Genomic DNA, 16,791 nt, shown 5'->3' with positions numbered 1-16,791 from the left:
GCCGTTAATGAGCATTTACGACCACGATAACTAAGTTTAGTTTCGTGGTCGGCTTGCGCACTAGTCGCATGGTATTCACCCTTTAACCGGTGAATTTCATTAAAGATAGTAGTCTTACTAAAGCCCAGGTAATCAGCGATATATCGAAGAGATCGCTTTTCATGACGAAGCGTTTCGATGACAATGCGGTCTGAAAATGATAAGATAGTGGTGCCCATAAAGGTCCTTCTTTCTAATGGAATGTTGTAACGACACCATTAAAGACCTTTATGGGTTTTTCTGTCCACTAAAATGTTCAACTTAAATTTTACAATCTGCCAAAGATAAAAAGGCTTGATATTAGGGATTAAACACTGCCAATTTTTGATTGATGTTTGACGGACAAAAACGCACTGGATAAGGGATTATAGTAAATGATAAAAAAATTGATTTAATTTTGCCCTTTTATTTTAAGAGAATAAAGTATATGATAGTAAAGGATTATCCATAAGGAACATACGTTCTAAATGGGGAAGTTGAATATTTTTAAAGCAGGAGGCAATATATTATGGCAGCATTAACCGATGAAACATCTACACAAAGCATTATTTACCAAGTGATGCGTGAGCGACAAGTCAGTTACGAGGAAGCCATTAAGTTGCTCCTGCATTTTGTTGATCAGCAAGCAAGTAAGTAATGCTTGCGTTGGGAATATAATTTTGGTAATTTGAATTTAAACAAACTAAGAAGGAATCGTCCATTGTTAAACTAATTCTGTTTTCATTCGACTGTAAGATATTGCAATGTTTGGACACATTAGCAGATCTTTGTCGTGAACAGAATTAGTGGACGGTTCCTACTGGCGAATTGAGAATAGCGGTAGTAGGTCCTGACACGTGCACACGGTGAGGATCTTTTTTGTGTCCTAAAAAGGAGGATACAATGACCAATATTAAACTAAAAAACATGACCTTTGCATATCCGGGACAGGATAATTTGTTTTCTGATGTAACAATGACGCTGGACGCTTCGTGGCATCTCGGCTTGTTAGGACGCAACGGTCGGGGGAAGACAACATTTTTGCAGATTATTCAAGGACACCTACCAGTGCAAGGGCAAGTACAAACAGACCTACTATTAGAGTATTTCCCATATACCATTGCTGATCCAGAGCAATTGACTCTATACGCATTACAAGCTGTGACAGATTTTGAAGAGTGGCAGTTGCGACGAGAATTAAATTTGATGGATTGTAACCCTGAAATTATTTGGCAACCGTTTGCTACTCTAAGTGGTGGAGAACAAACAAAAGTTTTGTTAGCAGCGTGCTTTTGCCACACTGAACGTTTCATCTTATTGGATGAACCAACGAATCACCTGGATATGGCAACACGGCATCAAATAGCGGCATATTTGCGACGAAAAAAGCAGGGGTACATCATTACTAGCCATGACCGGGCATTTCTGGATGAAGTGGTTAATCATGTATTGGTAATTGAAGCCCAAAATATTACCCTAATGCAGGGTAACTATTCAACCTATCGGCAACAAAAAGATCGGCGTGATCAATTCAATCAAGAAAAAAATGACCGGATTAAACAAAATATTCAACGGTTACGTGAAACTGCCCGCCAAAAGGGACAGTGGGCCTCTCAAGCAGAAGGAAAGAAAAAGAAGCAAGCGTATGATGGGCGCGGAGACTTAGATAAGGGGTTCTTAGGAGCTAAAGCAGCCCGAATTATGAAACGGGCCACAACCATGCAACGGCGGATTACAAACGAAATTGAAGCCCAATCGGGTCTGCTAGCCAATATTGAGACAGTGGTACCGCTAACGCTCAATTATCAAGAACCACGGGCCGAACAAGTTTTACAGGCGCGAGATTTAACGGTGATGACGGCAGAAAATAATGCCTTGTTTAAGCCGGTAACGTTTACGTTAAACCGGGAGCACCAACTAGCTCTCGTTGGTGCGAACGGTAGTGGTAAGACCCGGTTGGTGCACCAAATAGTTACAGCCTTAGCTGCTGGGCGCCCCACTGCCAATCTTCAATTTGTTAGTCAGCTACGATATAGTTATTTTCAACAACTGACGCGGCTTCCGGACCAAGACTTGACAACATTTGCAGCTGCTCAGGGAGTAGCCCGGGACACTTTTTTTAATCTCTTACGCAAATTAGGTTTCAGTCGGGAGGCACTTACACAAAAACTTCAAACATTAAGCGCTGGCCAGCAAAGAAAAGTAGCTTTGGCGCTTAGCCTAGCTCAGCCAGCCAATATTTACTTTTGGGATGAGCCTTTTAACTACTTAGACACCTATAATCAAGATCAATTAGTAGATTTGATTAAAACAGTGCGGCCGACAATGTTGTTGGTGGAGCACGATCAGCGTTTATTAGAGCAACTACAAGTCCCAACGATTGAAATTGAAAAAGAATAAGCAAATGAATAGGGGCTGGAAAAAGTTTTTTCCAGCCCCTGTTTTATACGCTGATGTTACAAAATAATTGGAAGACTATATTTCTAATGCAGACCACGGGAGTTTTTTTCGGTAGGCCTGCTGTTTTTGTTTACGGTCAAAATAACCAGCACAGATGGCCCGCTCCTCGGTAGTTTGGGGAACAACCGCCGGTAGCGTAGCTGCTTGATCTAAGAGCACAAAAGTCAAAAAAGCTGTTCCACCCAAAAAATGCTCGTGGGTATCTAGCCGTTCGCCAGTTAGTTTAGCGAAGACCTCAAGTGACCGCGTTCCAACCCCACTTACATAAGTGGTAATAGTTAGCATGTCATTAAGTGTAAAGGGGTGGATAAAATCATAATGATCAACAGCGGCAGTAACCATTTGCGAGGGTGCGATACGACTGGCAGATAGCGAAGCAACACCATCTAAGATACTTAATAAATGACCGCCATAGACTGTATTGTGTTCATTGAGATCACTGGCTAAGAGCCGGTAACTAGATGTGATTCGGGTGTCATGACAAGTAAAAGACTGAGACATAATTTTCCTCCGTAACTGCTTAGTACCAACTAGTGATTTGGTGGAGCCAATTGGCATACGCTGGCCAGAGATGGAGAAGCAGAATATTAATAATGATTAGAGTTATTCCGATTGCGAGAACCACTGGCATTCGACGCATGATAATAATCATCCTTATCCATAATATAGTGATTACTATTGTAACATAAGGGGAAATTTGCAGAATGAGAATAATTTTGTTAACCTATTATGTATAATAAAAAATATTTTTAATCATAAGTAAAAAAGAATGGTAAGAACAAAAGGAGGTATATTACAAGCGGAGTAATACAGGAAAACTTTCTTGTTCCGCTGTTTTTATGGAAAATTCATTAATTAGTTACAAAAAAGCACCTATTTCAACAACACATATTCGGCTATATATTGCCATGATTTTGGGACAGATCACCTGTGGCTACGGGTTGGGGATTACGGGAACGGCACTGGGGCAACTTCCAACCGATATTCATATCAATGGATTATGGCAAGGATTGCTGGGAGCTGGGAGTTTGTTTGGCCTGGCGGGCAGTGCACTTATGGGGCGTTTAGCTGATGAAGTAGGGCGGCGCAAGATGCTGATGCTTAATATGTATTTGCTAGCATTATTTTCTTTGGCCCAAGTGCTGACGACTAATCTAGTGGTCTTGTTAGGCTTACGGGTCTTAATTGGGTTGATGATTGCGATTGATTACACTGTCGGAAATGCTCTCTTAGTTGAATGGTTGCCGGCCAACAAAGGGGGAAAATTTCAGAGTAAACTGATTATTTATTGGACAGTAGGATTTATTTTAGCTTATTGTGCGGGGATAATAATCCATACTACCAGTTCGCACAATTGGCAATTTATCCTAGCATCAGCAGCCTTTTGGGGCTTAGTAACAGCTATTTATCGCACGGCTTACCCTTTACCGGCATCACCAGCATGGCTGGCTAACCAAGGGCAAACCAAAGTAGCGCGTAAGGTGGTTCAAAAACACCTGGGTAAGCGGTGGGGGTTACCGCTTCAGATGCGGCAGAAGCAACCGCAAAATCAAGTTACTTGGCGGTTGCTATTTAGTCCACGCTATCGGCGCCAGACGGTTGTTGGGGGATTGTTTTATGCCTCGCAGGCGTTTGCCTTTTTTGGAATTAGTATCTTTTTACCATTGTTATTAATGAATTTACATTTAAACGAAAGTAATATTTCAGGACTTATTTACAATGGTTGCTTGCTAATAGGGGTCCTAGTGGGAGGTTATGTTTTCCGCGTAGTAAGGCGGCGTAGCTTTTTGATAGGGACATTCTTATTGGCAGCAGTTGCCTTATTGGCGATGGTACTATTACGCCGGGGCCAGCCGACCGTACAGATCATTCTTTTTGGACTGTTTGCAGTCATCTTATCAGCAGGCTTAGTCCTTGACTACCCCTATCCGACAGAGTTATTTGACGATCAGGTTCGGGCTTCAGGCGTTGGCTTATGTATCACCATTAGTCGGTTCGGAGCAGCAAGTGGAACCTTCTTGTTGCCGGTGATTACGGCTGGTTGGGGTGTTTATTGGGCTATGCTTGTGTGTGTTGGCGCTCTAGTCTTTGGTGGACTTGTCTGCTGGGGCTGGGCACCTGAAACCTCACCACGGTTCAAATAGACCAGATAGCATAGCTAAGCGGAGAGGCTGGGAGAAAATACTGTTTTCTCCCAGCCTCTCGGTCTTTATTTTCCCCTTACTTTTTGGGTGCTGTTAACATACTTATAGATGAACGAAATAAGGGTCGTACTCCCAAAATGCAACGACAGAAGTGACAGATATGCCGGTAAGCTAGTGGAAGGACGACCCTATCTTTTATTATAGGCAGATACTTCCCTTCCTGCAAGCGCTACCATAACAGTGCATTTTAGGTCCTTAAAAGGCGGGCAAAAACCTATGATATTGGGCTTGATGTAGGGGGAAATTTGGTAAAAGAACAATAATGGTTTATAATATTACAGAATGGTGTAAAAAACATCGATCGTGAGCATTGAAGAGCGCCATTAAGATAAAGAATGCAGAACCTTGACAAGGGGGGAATTCTGATGAAAAAAATCTTAGTTGTTGATGATGAAAAACCCATCTCTGATATTGTTAAGTTCAACCTAACTAAAGAAGGGTATGAAGTTCACACCGCCTTTGATGGTGAAGAAGCGTTAGCGAAGGTCGAAGAAGTCGATCCTGATTTGATCTTGCTAGATTTGATGTTGCCAAAAGTAGATGGATTAGAAGTCGCACGACAAGTTCGCAAAACGCATGATATGCCAATTATCATGGTTACCGCTAAAGATTCTGAAATTGATAAGGTTTTGGGATTGGAGCTTGGGGCAGATGACTATGTGACAAAACCATTTTCGAATCGAGAATTGGTGGCTCGGGTCAAAGCTAACTTGCGGCGGCAGTCAACGGTTGAAGCGAAGCAAAAAGAGGAAGAGGAGTCGGACACAGACATTACTGTGGGTGAGTTGACGATTCATCCTGATGCTTATATGGTTTCCAAGTATGGAGAAAAAATTGAGTTGACCCACCGTGAATTTGAATTATTGCATTATTTGGCCAAACACTTAGGTCAAGTGATGACACGGGAACACTTGTTACAAACTGTTTGGGGGTATGATTACTTTGGCGATGTTCGGACAGTTGACGTAACAGTGCGGCGCTTACGGGAAAAGATCGAAGACAATCCTAGTCGGCCTACGTGGCTAGTTACCCGTCGTGGGGTCGGGTACTATCTGCGGAACCCAGAAGTAGAATAAGCACATTTGAATAAGGAATAGGGGAGGAAGAGGAGCCTTCATTATGAACAAGAAACTTGGCTTCTTCCAATCTATCCGCTTTAAAATAGCCCTGGTATTTGCATTGTTACTACTCATAACACTTCAAATCGTCGGGGCTTATTTTGTACAACAATTAAAAAATGACAATCTCCGCTCCTTTAAGCAGCAAGTAGAATTGTCAACTTATGTTGAAAATTCATTAGTGGACAGTTTGGAAAATAATAATACGCAGACTGCAAATCGTAAGATTAAGGGCATCTTGGAAGATATCAATAATTCCAATGTCTCTGAGATCCAAGTGGTGGATGCTAAGGCCACGATCCGAGGAGATAGTGCCGTTAATAGTAACATGGTTGGACAAAAGACAACTGACGAAGATGTAATTAATACTATTTATAATGGACGTGCAACTGCTAAAACCACTTATAACAAGAACAGTGATAAACGTTATTACATTACAGTTACACCTTTATTTAGCTCTAAGGGCAATACCAACACTGTTGTCGGTGCGGTCTATTTGCGGGCTAACCTAAATAGTGTCTATGATTCGATCAACAGTGTTACAGTTATCTTTGCAACCGCGGCGATCATTGCAACGGGAATTGGACTTTTGTTAGCAATTTTAGTTTCGGCTGCAATTACAACTCCGATCGACGAAATGAAGCGCCAAACGACGCGCATTGCCCGCGGCGATTATTCTGGCTCAGTTCACGTCTATGGTAATGATGAGTTGGGACAATTGGCGATGGCAGTTAACAACTTATCAGACCGGGTGGAAGAAGCCCAAGAATCAACCGAGTCTGAACGACGGCGGCTGTATTCTGTTTTAACTCATATGTCAGATGGGGTGATTGCGACTGACCGTCGGGGAAATGTTATCACTTTGAACGAAATGGCAGCACGCTTGATGGCAGTTAATGCAGACGAGATGATGGGAAAGTCAATCTTGGATGTACTAGACATTCGCGATCAGTACACTTTACGGGACCTGTTGGCGATTGAAGATGAGATTCAGCTCGTCACTTCTGATAAGGAAGGTAACCGACAAGTGCTCAATGCTTATTTTTCATTGATTCAACGGGAATCAGGTTTTATTTCCGGCTTAGTTTGTGTGTTACACGATGTGACTGAACAAGAAAAGATCGAAAGTGAGCGGCGGCAGTTCGTGTCCAATGTTTCCCATGAATTACGAACACCATTGACCAGTATGAAGAGTTACTTGGAAGCCCTCAATGATGGAGCGTGGCAGGATCCCGAGATTGCACCGCAGTTTCTCCAAGTGACCCAAGAAGAAGCTGACCGCATGATTCGGCTAATTAACGACCTGCTTAACTTGTCACGGATGGACTCGGGGACAGCCAAGCTTGATCTAGAAACAGTTAACCTTAACGAACTGTTTGCGTACATCCTCAACCGCTTTGATATGATGATCGAAAAGGATAACAATGATACGCGGCAGACGAAGACCAAAAATTACACGATTAAGCGTGAGTTTACTAAGCGCACCGTGTGGGTCGAAATTGATACTGATCGTTTCATCCAAGTAATCGATAATATTATGAATAATGCCATTAAGTATTCACCTGATGGTGGGGTGATTACTTGTCGCATCCAGGAAACTGGGACGAACGTGATCTTGAGCATTACGGATCAAGGCTTGGGGATCCCGCAAAAGGATATTGATCATATCTTTGATCGTTTCTTCAGGGTGGATAAGGCACGGTCCCGTGCTCAAGGTGGAACTGGTTTGGGATTGGCTATTTCTAAAGAAGTTATTGAAATGTTACACGGGAAGATTTGGGTTGAATCTAAGCTCGGTAAGGGTTCGACCTTCTATATTTCCTTGCCATACATTGATTATGATGAGGGGGATCTATGGGATGAAGATTAGAGATTACATACTACATGTTTCACTGTCCTTACTGGTCGTGATCAGTGTGGTTTTGACCTATATGATTTGGATCAACCCGGCCCTCAACCAACGTGACCAGACAACAACAACGCATGAAAGAACCGATGTTGCCGGGACTATCGGGACTAGTATAAGCGATATTTATGCGCCCAATAGTTTGGTGTATAGCAACAACGAAGGGCAACTATACCAGTTGACCAGTGCTAATATTGATCTTTTAGGTAAGGTGACCACACAGTTGCAACAATGGTCCCCGCGGCGTTTGAAAAAAGAAACGACAAGTGAAACAGCTTATAGGCAAAAGCTACACACAAAAAATGCGTTAATTTTGAACTATGCTGCGCGGATCAATGTTCCTTTATTCGAAAAGACCCTCAAAAAACCGATTAGAGCAGGGGCTAAGAACCAGCGCTTTCGGCGAGTAGTCGTTGAACTCAACCAAGCTGAGCATGTGTATCTTTTAGATGATCAAACCCATACAGTGTACCGACTCAACCTGGCTAAATATAAGGTGGCGAACTTTCGTGCATTGCTCAAAGATAAGCAGGTTGAGCGGAACTTAGCAGAATGGACTGAGGTTCACCATAATTATTCGCTGACCTATCCTAAGCCAGTTGAAGTAGCTAATTATAGTTACCTTGTTGGGACAGAAAATTCCGGGATTTTTGTTACGCGCCTTCTGGGAAGCAGTAGCAGTAACAAAATTAATACCAAAGAAGAAAAAGAGCAAACGGTATATTATGATGGGGACAATCAACGAATGGTAGTTGATGCCCGCCATCAAACAGTGGCATACACTAATTATGGGACTACGACAAGTACGACGGGACGCAAACAACCAACCATGAGTTTCGTTAAGACTATGACCAATAATTTGACGCGGTTAAACGCCTTGAGAATGGTGCTTAATGATGTACGGTATGATGAGTATGATACGCGGACCCATACGGCTATTTATCGAACCTATATCAACAGCTTACCGCTGATCTCAGAAGAACTGTATGGTGCATATAAGATGCAGCAGTTGGATAATAACGGAATTAATTTAACCTTCTCACTATATACTTTCCAAGCGCCCCTACCAGCCCAACCCAAAACAACGACTTTGATCTCGACGCGGCAGTTAATGCAAAAATTAGCAACCAATGGGTATACAGAAAATAATATCAGTGCTATTCGCTTGGGTTATACTTGGGCCCAAAATGATGGCTCCAAGATGGTAATCGATATGCAGCCAACCTACTTTATTAAATACGAAGGGAATTGGCTTGACTGCCAGTTGATCACCAACATCAAGCAGGATAATGAGTAAGGGGGAATAAGAGTGAACTTTAGAAAGATACAGTGGATTTTTGTGATAGCTTTTATTTTCCTGGACCTTTTCTTATTAACGACTTACCTGCGACAAAGTGACGCCATTACCCTGATGACAGATAAGAGTGATGCCAATACCACCACGGCGATATTACGCAATATTAAAAGCGACCGGATCCAGTATGGGCATGTGTCAGACGAGCATAGTAAGGGCTACTATGTATCTGCACCAGTTGATAATAGCTTGCGGCATGAAACAGATAAGTTGCATAATCAGACGACAAGTTTTGAGGATAATATTCTCCAGGCAACGTTCACAACCCCAATTAAGGTGGGGCAAACACAGCAAGCCGCTCGCAAAAAATTAGCTAGTCTATTGGCTGATAGCAGTATGATTCTGCATGGTGATAAATACGCATACAATGCCCACTTATCCTCCAAGGATGTGATGGTGTATACGCAGAAATTCTATGATCGTCCAGTCCTGTTCAAGGGTGGCCAGATCCGCTTCAACATTCATGATGGCTATGTGGATTCGTACAGCCAAGGATATATTGCTAAATATAATACTTTGCGAGAAGAACAGGTGACTTTAAGCCAAGAGCGGGCGTTAATCTGGTTATACCAGTATAAAAAGATCACGAGTGATTCCACTGTCCTTTGGAGCCAGTTGGGCTATTCGCGCTTATTGAAGGCCAATGGTAACCGGATTTATATCCCAACCTGGACTTTTGCAGTTAAGAATAACGTTTCTGGGGTTGTCCAGTATCGGCGGGTTAATGCCTTTACTGGTGCGATCTTCAATGGTGACGACAACAATATTACAGTTGATGACACCGAAAACTAACAGTGGTAGCTACCATATGACTAAATAAGACTGGCAGGAGCTTTGCTTTCTTACCAGTCTTTCTTTTTGCCGTAGATTATGGGGAGGTAAAGTTACTGTTTGCCCCGATAATATGAACTTGCTATGATAGAACTTAGTAGAATTAAAGAGGAGACTTGGGAATGGCAGAAGAAAAAAGACAATCTGCAGCTGACGCCATGAAGATCAGCATTTTAGCCAGTGGGAGTACAGGTAATGTGACTTATATTGAAACGCCCCAGCACAAGGTATTAGTTGATGCCGGACTTTCAGGAATTCGAATTGAACGACTGATGAATTCGATTGGGCGGACACTCAAAGATGTAGATAGCATCTTTGTTAGTCATGAACATAGTGACCACTGTAAGGGGGTAGGCGTACTTGCGCGTCGGTACGGAATGGACGTGTATGCTAATGCCAAAACATGGGCAGCAATGGCACATAAGGTAGGTGAGATTCCGGTTGCACAAAAACATATCTTTGCAACGGATGAAACCTTATCTCTCGGAGATCTCGATGTAGAGAGTTTTGGTGTCTCGCACGATGCTGCTGATCCCCAATTTTATGCTTTACATCACAACGATCGTTCACTCGTAGTTTTGACAGATACAGGCTATGTTTCTGACTATGTTGCAGGAACAATTCAAAATGCAGATGCATACTTAGTAGAATGCAACCATGATCCAGAGATGTTACGGATGGGACCTTACCCATGGTCATTGAAACAGCGAATTATTGGTGATACGGGACACTTATCTAACGCAGAAGGGGCCGATGCATTAATGCAGGTGCTGGGGGATCGTACCAAGCGGATATATCTTGGCCACCGGAGCCAGCACAACAACTTACGGGAACTGGCACACGGGACAGTTCACGATCTATTGTTAGCACACGATTATGCAGTTGATCATGATTTTCAGCTGTATGATACTGAACCAGATAAGGCGACAGAATTGACAATTTTGTGAAAAATGACCTTTTTGTGAATAAAAGTTAAGATAAATTTTAAGAGTTGCAGTAAAAGTAGCAGCTGACGGCGATTTTGCTTAAAATAAAAGTTAATAAAGCGGAAACGAAAGGACTGAGATGGATGGACGAACAACCAACACCAAATAAAACAAATGGTCCAGTACCAAACGATGAACAAACCACGAAGGTCAAAAAGAATGGTTTGACTAAGGTAGCTGTAGTGGGACTAGTTGCTGGTTTACTAGGTGGGGGTGTAGCTGTGGGTGGTTACACACTTTACCAAAATCATGCCGACAGTGTTGTTACAACTGATAATTCAAAAGGAACTACCAAAACAAGCAATGTCAAGGTCAACGTTAGCAGTGCTACAACCAAAGCCTTTAACAACGTAAAGGATGCGGTTGTTTCCGTAGAGGCCTACTCCTCATCTGATTCTGACTCAGGCTTGTCAGAGATTTTAGGAGGAAATTCCGGGCGCAAGAGTAGCACTACTTCAGAAAGTGAAGGGTCTGGGGTTATTTATAAGAAGAGTGGGAATACCGCCTTCATCGTGACTAACAATCACGTGATCTCAGGTGCTAATAAGATCGAAATTATTTTGAATAGCGGGAAAAAAGCTAGTGCTACCCTAGTCGGCCATGATGCGATCACTGACTTGGCGGTGCTTAAAATCAACGCTAAAGATGTAACTAAAGTTGCTTCGTTTGGAAATTCAGATGATATTAGTGTTGGGGAAACGGCACTGGCTATTGGGTCACCGATGGGGTCCGACTATGCGACCTCTTTAACCCAGGGGGTTATTTCGGCTAAAAAACGGACACTGGATGTAACCAATAGTTCAGGTGTTTCCACGGGACAGGCAACAGTTATTCAAACAGATGCTGCGATCAATCCGGGGAATTCAGGTGGTCCGTTGGTTAACTTAGCCGGCCAGGTAATCGGGATCAACTCAATGAAGCTTTCTAATACTGGGTCTTCATCGTCATCTGAATCAGGGACAACCATCGAAGGGATGGGATTTGCCATTCCAAGTAATGAAGTAGTCAACGTGATTAATGAACTGGTTAAGAACGGGAAGATCAAACGTCCAGCACTCGGAATTACTTTGGTTGACTTGAGTTATGTTTCCTCATCTGACCAAAGCAAGATCTTGAAGTTACCAAGCAGTGTGACTCAAGGGATTGTTGTGATGAAGATTGGTGATAAGTCACCACTACAAGGTTCAGGAATTTCTAAATACGATACGATCGTATCATTGGATGGTAAGAAGATTACTAGTGTAGCTAGTCTGCGTCAAGAATTGTACAAGCATGCAGTCGGTAGCTCGGTAGAAATCGGTTATTACCATGATGGTAGTCTCAAGAAGACAACGGTAAAACTGACATTAGAAGCGACAGATGCCAACACATCGACAGCCTCAAATAGTGGGGAATAATTAATAATTAACTACTTTTGTGGAAAAGTTAACCTTTCACTTGCGTATTACGTGAGTGAGAGGTTTTTTTGTGGATAAATTTGGGAAAAAGTCAGAGCCGTTTGTTGAAAAAGGGAAAAGTTGTTAAAATAAAGCTATTAAAGACCTATTTTAGTTATCCACAGAAATTGTGCACAACGGTGGATAAGTTGTGAAATTGTAAAAGTAATTAGGCTAAAAATGCTGATAAATAGCGGTTTTTTCCTGATTACAAGAAAGGGTATTAGCGGTGGAAAACTGGGTAAAACCAGTTGAGATCGTTAAAATATATCTTGGGGCGAAAAAATGTTCGCTACAAGATATTGATTATTAAATGTGGATATGTGGATAACTTTGGGGATAACTTGTGTAAAGGTGGAAAGTTATGAACATAAAAATTGTTTGTGTGGGGAAGTTAAAAGAAAAATACTTCAAATTAGGAATTGCTGAATACCAGAAACGTTTGCAACGTTATTGCAAATTTCAGATTGTGGAAGTCCCTGACGAAAAGGCACCGGAGAGTCTTAGTCCGGCACAGATGACGGCAGTCAAAGAGATTGAAGGCGAACGGATTCTTCAAAAAATCAAAGATAAAGAGTATGTGTTCGCATTAGCAATTGAAGGTCAGGAGCGCACATCCGAAAAATTTGCCCAAGAGATTCAGCAGTTAATGACTTATGGCAAGAGTGACATTACTTTTGTGATTGGGGGGTCATTAGGATTGAGCCCAGCAGTATTACGGCGGGCAGATACGCAAATATCATTTGGACGTTTTACCCTTCCGCATCAGTTAATGCGGTTAGTTTTAACAGAACAGATCTACCGGGCGTGGACAATCATCAAGGGATTGCCCTACCATAAATAAGTCCAATAAAAATAAGGCGAGGAAGAATCGTAAATCATTCTTTCTCGCCTTATTTTTACTGGGAAACGAAAACTAACTCTGACTATTTTTAAAATGGCGGAGCGGAACCATAATGAAAGTCAACCACCAGATGATGATTACTTTGAACACTAGAGCAATATAGCGTAGTAAGCTGGCAAAGGAAAAGTCACGTTCCTCTAAGGGGATGGTAGGATTTTCTTGCATTGTACGGAGAGTAAAAAGTTTGACCGGTTGCCGGCGTCCGTTAATAATGCGCACAACATAATTCAGGTCAGGATTATATCCTAAAAAGACGTCAAAAAAAGTATACCGCCAAGGATTGAGGGGGTACCATAGGACGTTGATCACGACAATCACCAGGCCGATGGTTGCTAGAGCTAGATTAAAGTAGATCGTAGTCGGTTTCATATCTACTGGTGGTTGGCCAGCATGCCAAACAAAGAACCGGTTGATAATAGTAGGCAGAGTTTTGGCAAAAAACTGCCAGCCAGTCACACCCAACAGTAAAGATTCGACTTGAAAAACAATATCTTGCCATGAAAGCATCCCAAAGTCGCGTCCTAATCGGGTACGGTGGTGATGGGGGTCGTACACTTCCTGAGATTCCACGGATGGGTCATCGTGGTAACGAAAATAATTACGAATGCGACCTAATAGAGCCACCACGATTGCTAAGACGGAAAAAGCAGGGATACTGGGAAGAAGCATCACTACTAATAATGAGCAGATGATAACTGCTAGTGCTTTATGGCGGGGTTGAACATTAGAACGGGCATCAAGTTGCTTTAAAGTAAAGGTTGTCAAAAGTCCCCCAACTAAACACCCACTTAGGAAGAGACTTAGTTGATGAAGATCAAAATTCAGTTCCATTGCCTTAAAGACAGGAGCCGAAGTGGGATGGAGATGAACTTCACGATTTTTATCCCAAACAAACCATAGGCGGGTCACTAATAAAACTAGGTAGAGGGGAATGTTTTCCCACCTGCATAGTTGCTTGAGAACCCAGCGCATATTATGAACTGGTTCGAGCTGAACAGCATTGCGTGCGTAAGTCATAGGATGGTGCCACCTTCTTTCGCAAAACTTTGAATTAACTGTACCATTTGGTAAATAGACAAGTTAAAAAATTTACTAACCTTAAAGAAAAGTCTAATGATTTGACAGGTGGTAGGGGACATGGCATAATATGCTTACGTCAAAGATTACAATTGTAAACGAAGTGAGGGATGTGGAATGATGGAACAAATCATTACGCTTATTGGAGCAATACTTTTAATAGCAGGAATTATTTGGTGGTTCTTTGGTAAACATGAATCTGAGAAGACGCAGGCTACTGTTCAAGCTGATCATCAGCAAGCAACAGTCGTTGTTAAGGGGGGCTACTCCCCGGCAACGGTGGTTCTGAAGAAGGGCATTCCAGCAACAATCAATTTTGCAATGGAAGATGGAACGGCATGCTTGTCACGGGTTGTTTTTAGTCAATTGGGAGTGGATAAAGATTTGCGGGAACAAAAGATCACCCCTATTCAAATTCCAACAGACCAGGCAGGAGAATACGATTTTGCTTGTGGAATGGATATGTTTCACGGCAAGGTAGTTGTTAAATAAACACTACCAGTGCTAACCGTGCTTAATAATTAAAACTGGGTGGTGAGCTAATATTGAAACAACTATCAAGTACTATGCGATTTGGAATTGCTGTGGTGTTTACTTTACCTTTGGCCGGCGAAATGCTGTTGATGCCATGGCATATCATGTTACCAGGAAGTAGATTAATAGCTTTGGTGACAACGACTGTTGTGATGTTAGTAGCAGCTTGGCCTTACTGGGAGAGTGCTTGGGCAGCATTTAAACAGCATAATGCTAATATGAATACACTAGTTGCTTTAGGAACTGGAATCGCTTATTTTTACAGTGTATTTGCATTTTTTGTGGGATTACCTGTTTACTTTGAAAGTGCCGCTTTTATTGCAGTGTTTGTCTTACTAGGTGACATGATGGAAGAGAAGATGCATCAGCGTGCATCAGCTTCCCTCCAAAAGTTACTGTCCCTTCAGGTCAAGGATGCTGTGGTTTTACGTGATGACAAGGAGGTTTTACTCCCATTAGACCAGGTGAAAACGGGCGACCTCGTCCAGGTAAAACCAGGGGCGAAGATTCCCACTGATGGGGTGATCACTGCTGGGACAACAACGGTTAATGAAGCAATGGTCACTGGTGAAAGCATGCCAATTACCAAGCAGGTCGGCGACTCAGTGATCGGAACTACGATCAACGGCAACGGGAGTATTACTGTTCGGGTAACTAAAACAGGAGACGAAACAGTGTTAGCACAGATCGTAGCGATGGTTAAAAAAGCTCAGACAAGTCATGCCCCGATTCAAAAATTAACTGATAAAATTGCTAGTATTTTTGTGCCAGCAGTGCTGATTGCGGCTATTATTGTTTTTGTTATATGGGATGTCGTTTTAGGTGTAACGGCAATTCAAGCCTTACTTTACGCAATTGCGGTAATAGTGATTGCTTGTCCCTGTGCTTTAGGATTGGCAACCCCAACAGCTTTGATGGTTGGGACCAACCGGGCAGCTAAATTAGGGGTGCTTTTGAAAAATGGTGAAGTCTTACAAAAAATGACGACTGTTACAACGGTAGTTTTTGATAAGACGGGAACAATTACAACCGGGCAACCAGTTGTAACTGATATTATCGGTGACGATCCCCAGCAGGTCCTTCAAGTAGCCGCTAGTTTGGAAAAAGATTCAGAGCACCCGTTGGCAAGTGCGATCCTGGAGCGGGCACAAGCAGACCATGTAACAGTACAGGCGGTGACAGACTTTATGGCGCATAGTGGTCAAGGGGTTATGGCCCGACTGAATGGAAAGCCTGCTCTGATCGGAAATGTCAAGTTAACTAAAAATCTGACCATGAAACCTTTGTTCCAAGATCAACTGCGAAAATTACAAGCGCAAGCTAAAACAGTAGTGATTGTTGGTTATGCTGGTCAGGTAATCGGTTTGATTGCAATCCAAGATACGCCGCAACCACAGGCTCAAGCTGCGATTGCTGCTTTGAAAAAGCAAGGAATGAAAACAGTTATGCTGACGGGAGATAGTTACCGAGTAGCACAGGCAATTGCACAGCAGGTAGGCATTGATGAAGTTTTAGCTGAAGTATCACCCAATGAAAAAGCTAACCAAATAGCCGCTTTGCGCCACCAGGGAGTAGTAGCTTTCGTTGGTGATGGGATCAATGACGCGCCAGCGTTAACGATGGCAGATGTGGGCATTGCTATGGGGTCAGGGACTGATATTGCCATTGAATCCGGAGATGTTGTGTTAGTGCACAATGATCTATACGGTGTGGTCAAAGCCTTAGCCATTAGTCGCAAGACGTTTAGTCGGATTAAGCTCAACCTGTTTTGGGCATTAATTTACAATCTGATTGGGATCCCGATTGCTGCGGGTTTGTTTGCCCGTTGGGGTATGACCCTTAGTCCGGAATTGGCGGGGTTAGCAATGGCATTTAGCTCTGTGTCCGTTGTAACTTCGTCACTCCTTTTGAATAAAACTAAAATTAAATTAACAGAGTAAAAAATTAACCACTAGTGTAGCGG

Annotated in this window: 15 protein-coding genes; 12 read left to right on the top strand and 3 right to left on the bottom strand. The window is 42.6% G+C overall.

Features of this window, described 5'->3' with window-relative positions; all coding sequences use genetic code 11:
* On the bottom strand, positions 1-218 hold a 218-nt coding region (locus G541_RS09475), incomplete at its 3' end, for a helix-turn-helix domain-containing protein (protein WP_155824519.1).
* Between the two features lie 329 nt (positions 219-547).
* Here G541_RS09475 and G541_RS10635 point away from each other — a divergent pair.
* Together G541_RS10635 and abc-f are read left to right on the top strand one after the other, a co-directional pair.
* Positions 548-676: a hypothetical protein gene (locus G541_RS10635; protein ID WP_258409048.1), complete on the top strand. Its 129-nt coding sequence runs from the start codon at positions 548-550 to the stop codon at positions 674-676.
* 245 nt (positions 677-921) lie between these two features.
* Positions 922-2,418, top strand: a complete 1,497-nt coding sequence (gene abc-f / locus G541_RS0106120) for a ribosomal protection-like ABC-F family protein (RefSeq protein WP_027826861.1) — start codon at positions 922-924, stop codon at positions 2,416-2,418.
* 75 nt (positions 2,419-2,493) lie between these two features.
* Here abc-f and G541_RS0106115 read toward each other — a convergent pair whose 3' ends face one another.
* A complete protein-coding gene (locus G541_RS0106115) occupies positions 2,494-2,979 on the bottom strand; it encodes an acyl-CoA thioesterase (RefSeq protein WP_027826860.1) in 486 nt (161 codons plus the stop codon).
* Positions 2,980-3,317: 338 nt separating this feature from the next.
* On the opposite strand from G541_RS0106115, the gene G541_RS0106110 reads away from it, so the two are divergent.
* From G541_RS0106110 to rlmH, 8 genes are all read left to right on the top strand, one after another.
* On the top strand, positions 3,318-4,622 hold the full coding sequence (locus G541_RS0106110) for an MFS transporter (RefSeq protein WP_027826859.1): 1,305 nt from the start codon (positions 3,318-3,320) through the stop codon (positions 4,620-4,622).
* 425 nt (positions 4,623-5,047) lie between these two features.
* The gene (gene yycF / locus G541_RS0106105; RefSeq protein WP_027826858.1) at positions 5,048-5,758 is read left to right on the top strand and encodes a response regulator YycF; all 711 of its coding nucleotides are present in this window, start codon (positions 5,048-5,050) and stop codon (positions 5,756-5,758) included.
* A gap of 43 nt (positions 5,759-5,801) precedes the next feature.
* Positions 5,802-7,670: a cell wall metabolism sensor histidine kinase WalK gene (walK, locus tag G541_RS0106100; RefSeq protein WP_027826857.1), complete on the top strand. Its 1,869-nt coding sequence runs from the start codon at positions 5,802-5,804 to the stop codon at positions 7,668-7,670.
* Positions 7,660-9,003 (top strand): two-component system activity regulator YycH, encoded by a 1,344-nt coding sequence (gene yycH / locus G541_RS09995; protein ID WP_009552733.1) that lies wholly within the window; start codon positions 7,660-7,662, stop codon positions 9,001-9,003. The genes walK and yycH overlap by 11 nt, the downstream gene beginning before the upstream one ends.
* 12 nt (positions 9,004-9,015) lie before the next feature.
* A complete protein-coding gene (locus tag G541_RS0106090) occupies positions 9,016-9,852 on the top strand; it encodes a two-component system regulatory protein YycI (RefSeq protein WP_027826856.1) in 837 nt (278 codons plus the stop codon).
* A gap of 161 nt (positions 9,853-10,013) precedes the next feature.
* Positions 10,014-10,838: an MBL fold metallo-hydrolase gene (locus G541_RS0106085; protein ID WP_027826855.1), complete on the top strand. Its 825-nt coding sequence runs from the start codon at positions 10,014-10,016 to the stop codon at positions 10,836-10,838.
* Positions 10,839-10,960: 122 nt separating this feature from the next.
* Positions 10,961-12,274 (top strand): S1C family serine protease, encoded by a 1,314-nt coding sequence (locus G541_RS0106080; protein ID WP_009553492.1) that lies wholly within the window; start codon positions 10,961-10,963, stop codon positions 12,272-12,274.
* A gap of 403 nt (positions 12,275-12,677) precedes the next feature.
* Positions 12,678-13,157 carry a 23S rRNA (pseudouridine(1915)-N(3))-methyltransferase RlmH gene (gene rlmH / locus G541_RS0106075; protein ID WP_009553490.1) on the top strand — a complete coding sequence of 160 codons (480 nt, stop codon included), beginning with the start codon at positions 12,678-12,680 and terminating at the stop codon, positions 13,155-13,157.
* A 72-nt stretch (positions 13,158-13,229) separates the two neighbouring features.
* On the opposite strand, the gene G541_RS0106070 is transcribed toward rlmH, so the two are convergent.
* The gene (locus G541_RS0106070) at positions 13,230-14,234 is read right to left on the bottom strand and encodes a hypothetical protein (protein WP_027826854.1); all 1,005 of its coding nucleotides are present in this window, start codon (positions 14,232-14,234) and stop codon (positions 13,230-13,232) included.
* Positions 14,235-14,411: 177 nt separating this feature from the next.
* Between G541_RS0106070 and G541_RS0106065 the strand changes: the two genes are divergently transcribed.
* Both G541_RS0106065 and G541_RS0106060 read left to right on the top strand, forming a co-directional pair.
* Positions 14,412-14,786 carry a cupredoxin domain-containing protein gene (locus G541_RS0106065; protein WP_009553487.1) on the top strand — a complete coding sequence of 125 codons (375 nt, stop codon included), beginning with the start codon at positions 14,412-14,414 and terminating at the stop codon, positions 14,784-14,786.
* A gap of 74 nt (positions 14,787-14,860) precedes the next feature.
* Positions 14,861-16,768 carry a copper-translocating P-type ATPase gene (locus G541_RS0106060; RefSeq protein ID WP_169439838.1) on the top strand — a complete coding sequence of 636 codons (1,908 nt, stop codon included), beginning with the start codon at positions 14,861-14,863 and terminating at the stop codon, positions 16,766-16,768.
* The last annotated feature ends 23 nt before the right edge of the window (positions 16,769-16,791 follow it).

Origin of the sequence: Ligilactobacillus saerimneri DSM 16049, assembly GCF_000423265.1 — a bacterium.
Taxonomy (GTDB): domain Bacteria; phylum Bacillota; class Bacilli; order Lactobacillales; family Lactobacillaceae; genus Ligilactobacillus; species Ligilactobacillus saerimneri.
This window is presented reverse-complemented; position numbering and strand designations above follow the sequence as displayed.

Coding starts and splice junctions, on each gene's coding strand:
- yycF (WP_027826858.1), top strand. CDS start 5,048: ATGAAAAAAATCTTAGTTGTTGATGATGAAAAACCCATCTCTGATATT.
- G541_RS0106080 (WP_009553492.1), top strand. CDS start 10,961: ATGGACGAACAACCAACACCAAATAAAACAAATGGTCCAGTACCAAAC.
- G541_RS0106070 (WP_027826854.1), bottom strand. CDS start 14,234: ATGACTTACGCACGCAATGCTGTTCAGCTCGAACCAGTTCATAATATG.
- abc-f (WP_027826861.1), top strand. CDS start 922: ATGACCAATATTAAACTAAAAAACATGACCTTTGCATATCCGGGACAG.
- walK (WP_027826857.1), top strand. CDS start 5,802: ATGAACAAGAAACTTGGCTTCTTCCAATCTATCCGCTTTAAAATAGCC.
- yycH (WP_009552733.1), top strand. CDS start 7,660: ATGAAGATTAGAGATTACATACTACATGTTTCACTGTCCTTACTGGTC.
- G541_RS0106085 (WP_027826855.1), top strand. CDS start 10,014: ATGGCAGAAGAAAAAAGACAATCTGCAGCTGACGCCATGAAGATCAGC.
- G541_RS0106060 (WP_169439838.1), top strand. CDS start 14,861: ATGCGATTTGGAATTGCTGTGGTGTTTACTTTACCTTTGGCCGGCGAA.
- G541_RS10635 (WP_258409048.1), top strand. CDS start 548: ATGGCAGCATTAACCGATGAAACATCTACACAAAGCATTATTTACCAA.
- rlmH (WP_009553490.1), top strand. CDS start 12,678: ATGAACATAAAAATTGTTTGTGTGGGGAAGTTAAAAGAAAAATACTTC.
- G541_RS0106110 (WP_027826859.1), top strand. CDS start 3,318: ATGGAAAATTCATTAATTAGTTACAAAAAAGCACCTATTTCAACAACA.
- G541_RS0106065 (WP_009553487.1), top strand. CDS start 14,412: ATGATGGAACAAATCATTACGCTTATTGGAGCAATACTTTTAATAGCA.
- G541_RS0106115 (WP_027826860.1), bottom strand. CDS start 2,979: ATGTCTCAGTCTTTTACTTGTCATGACACCCGAATCACATCTAGTTAC.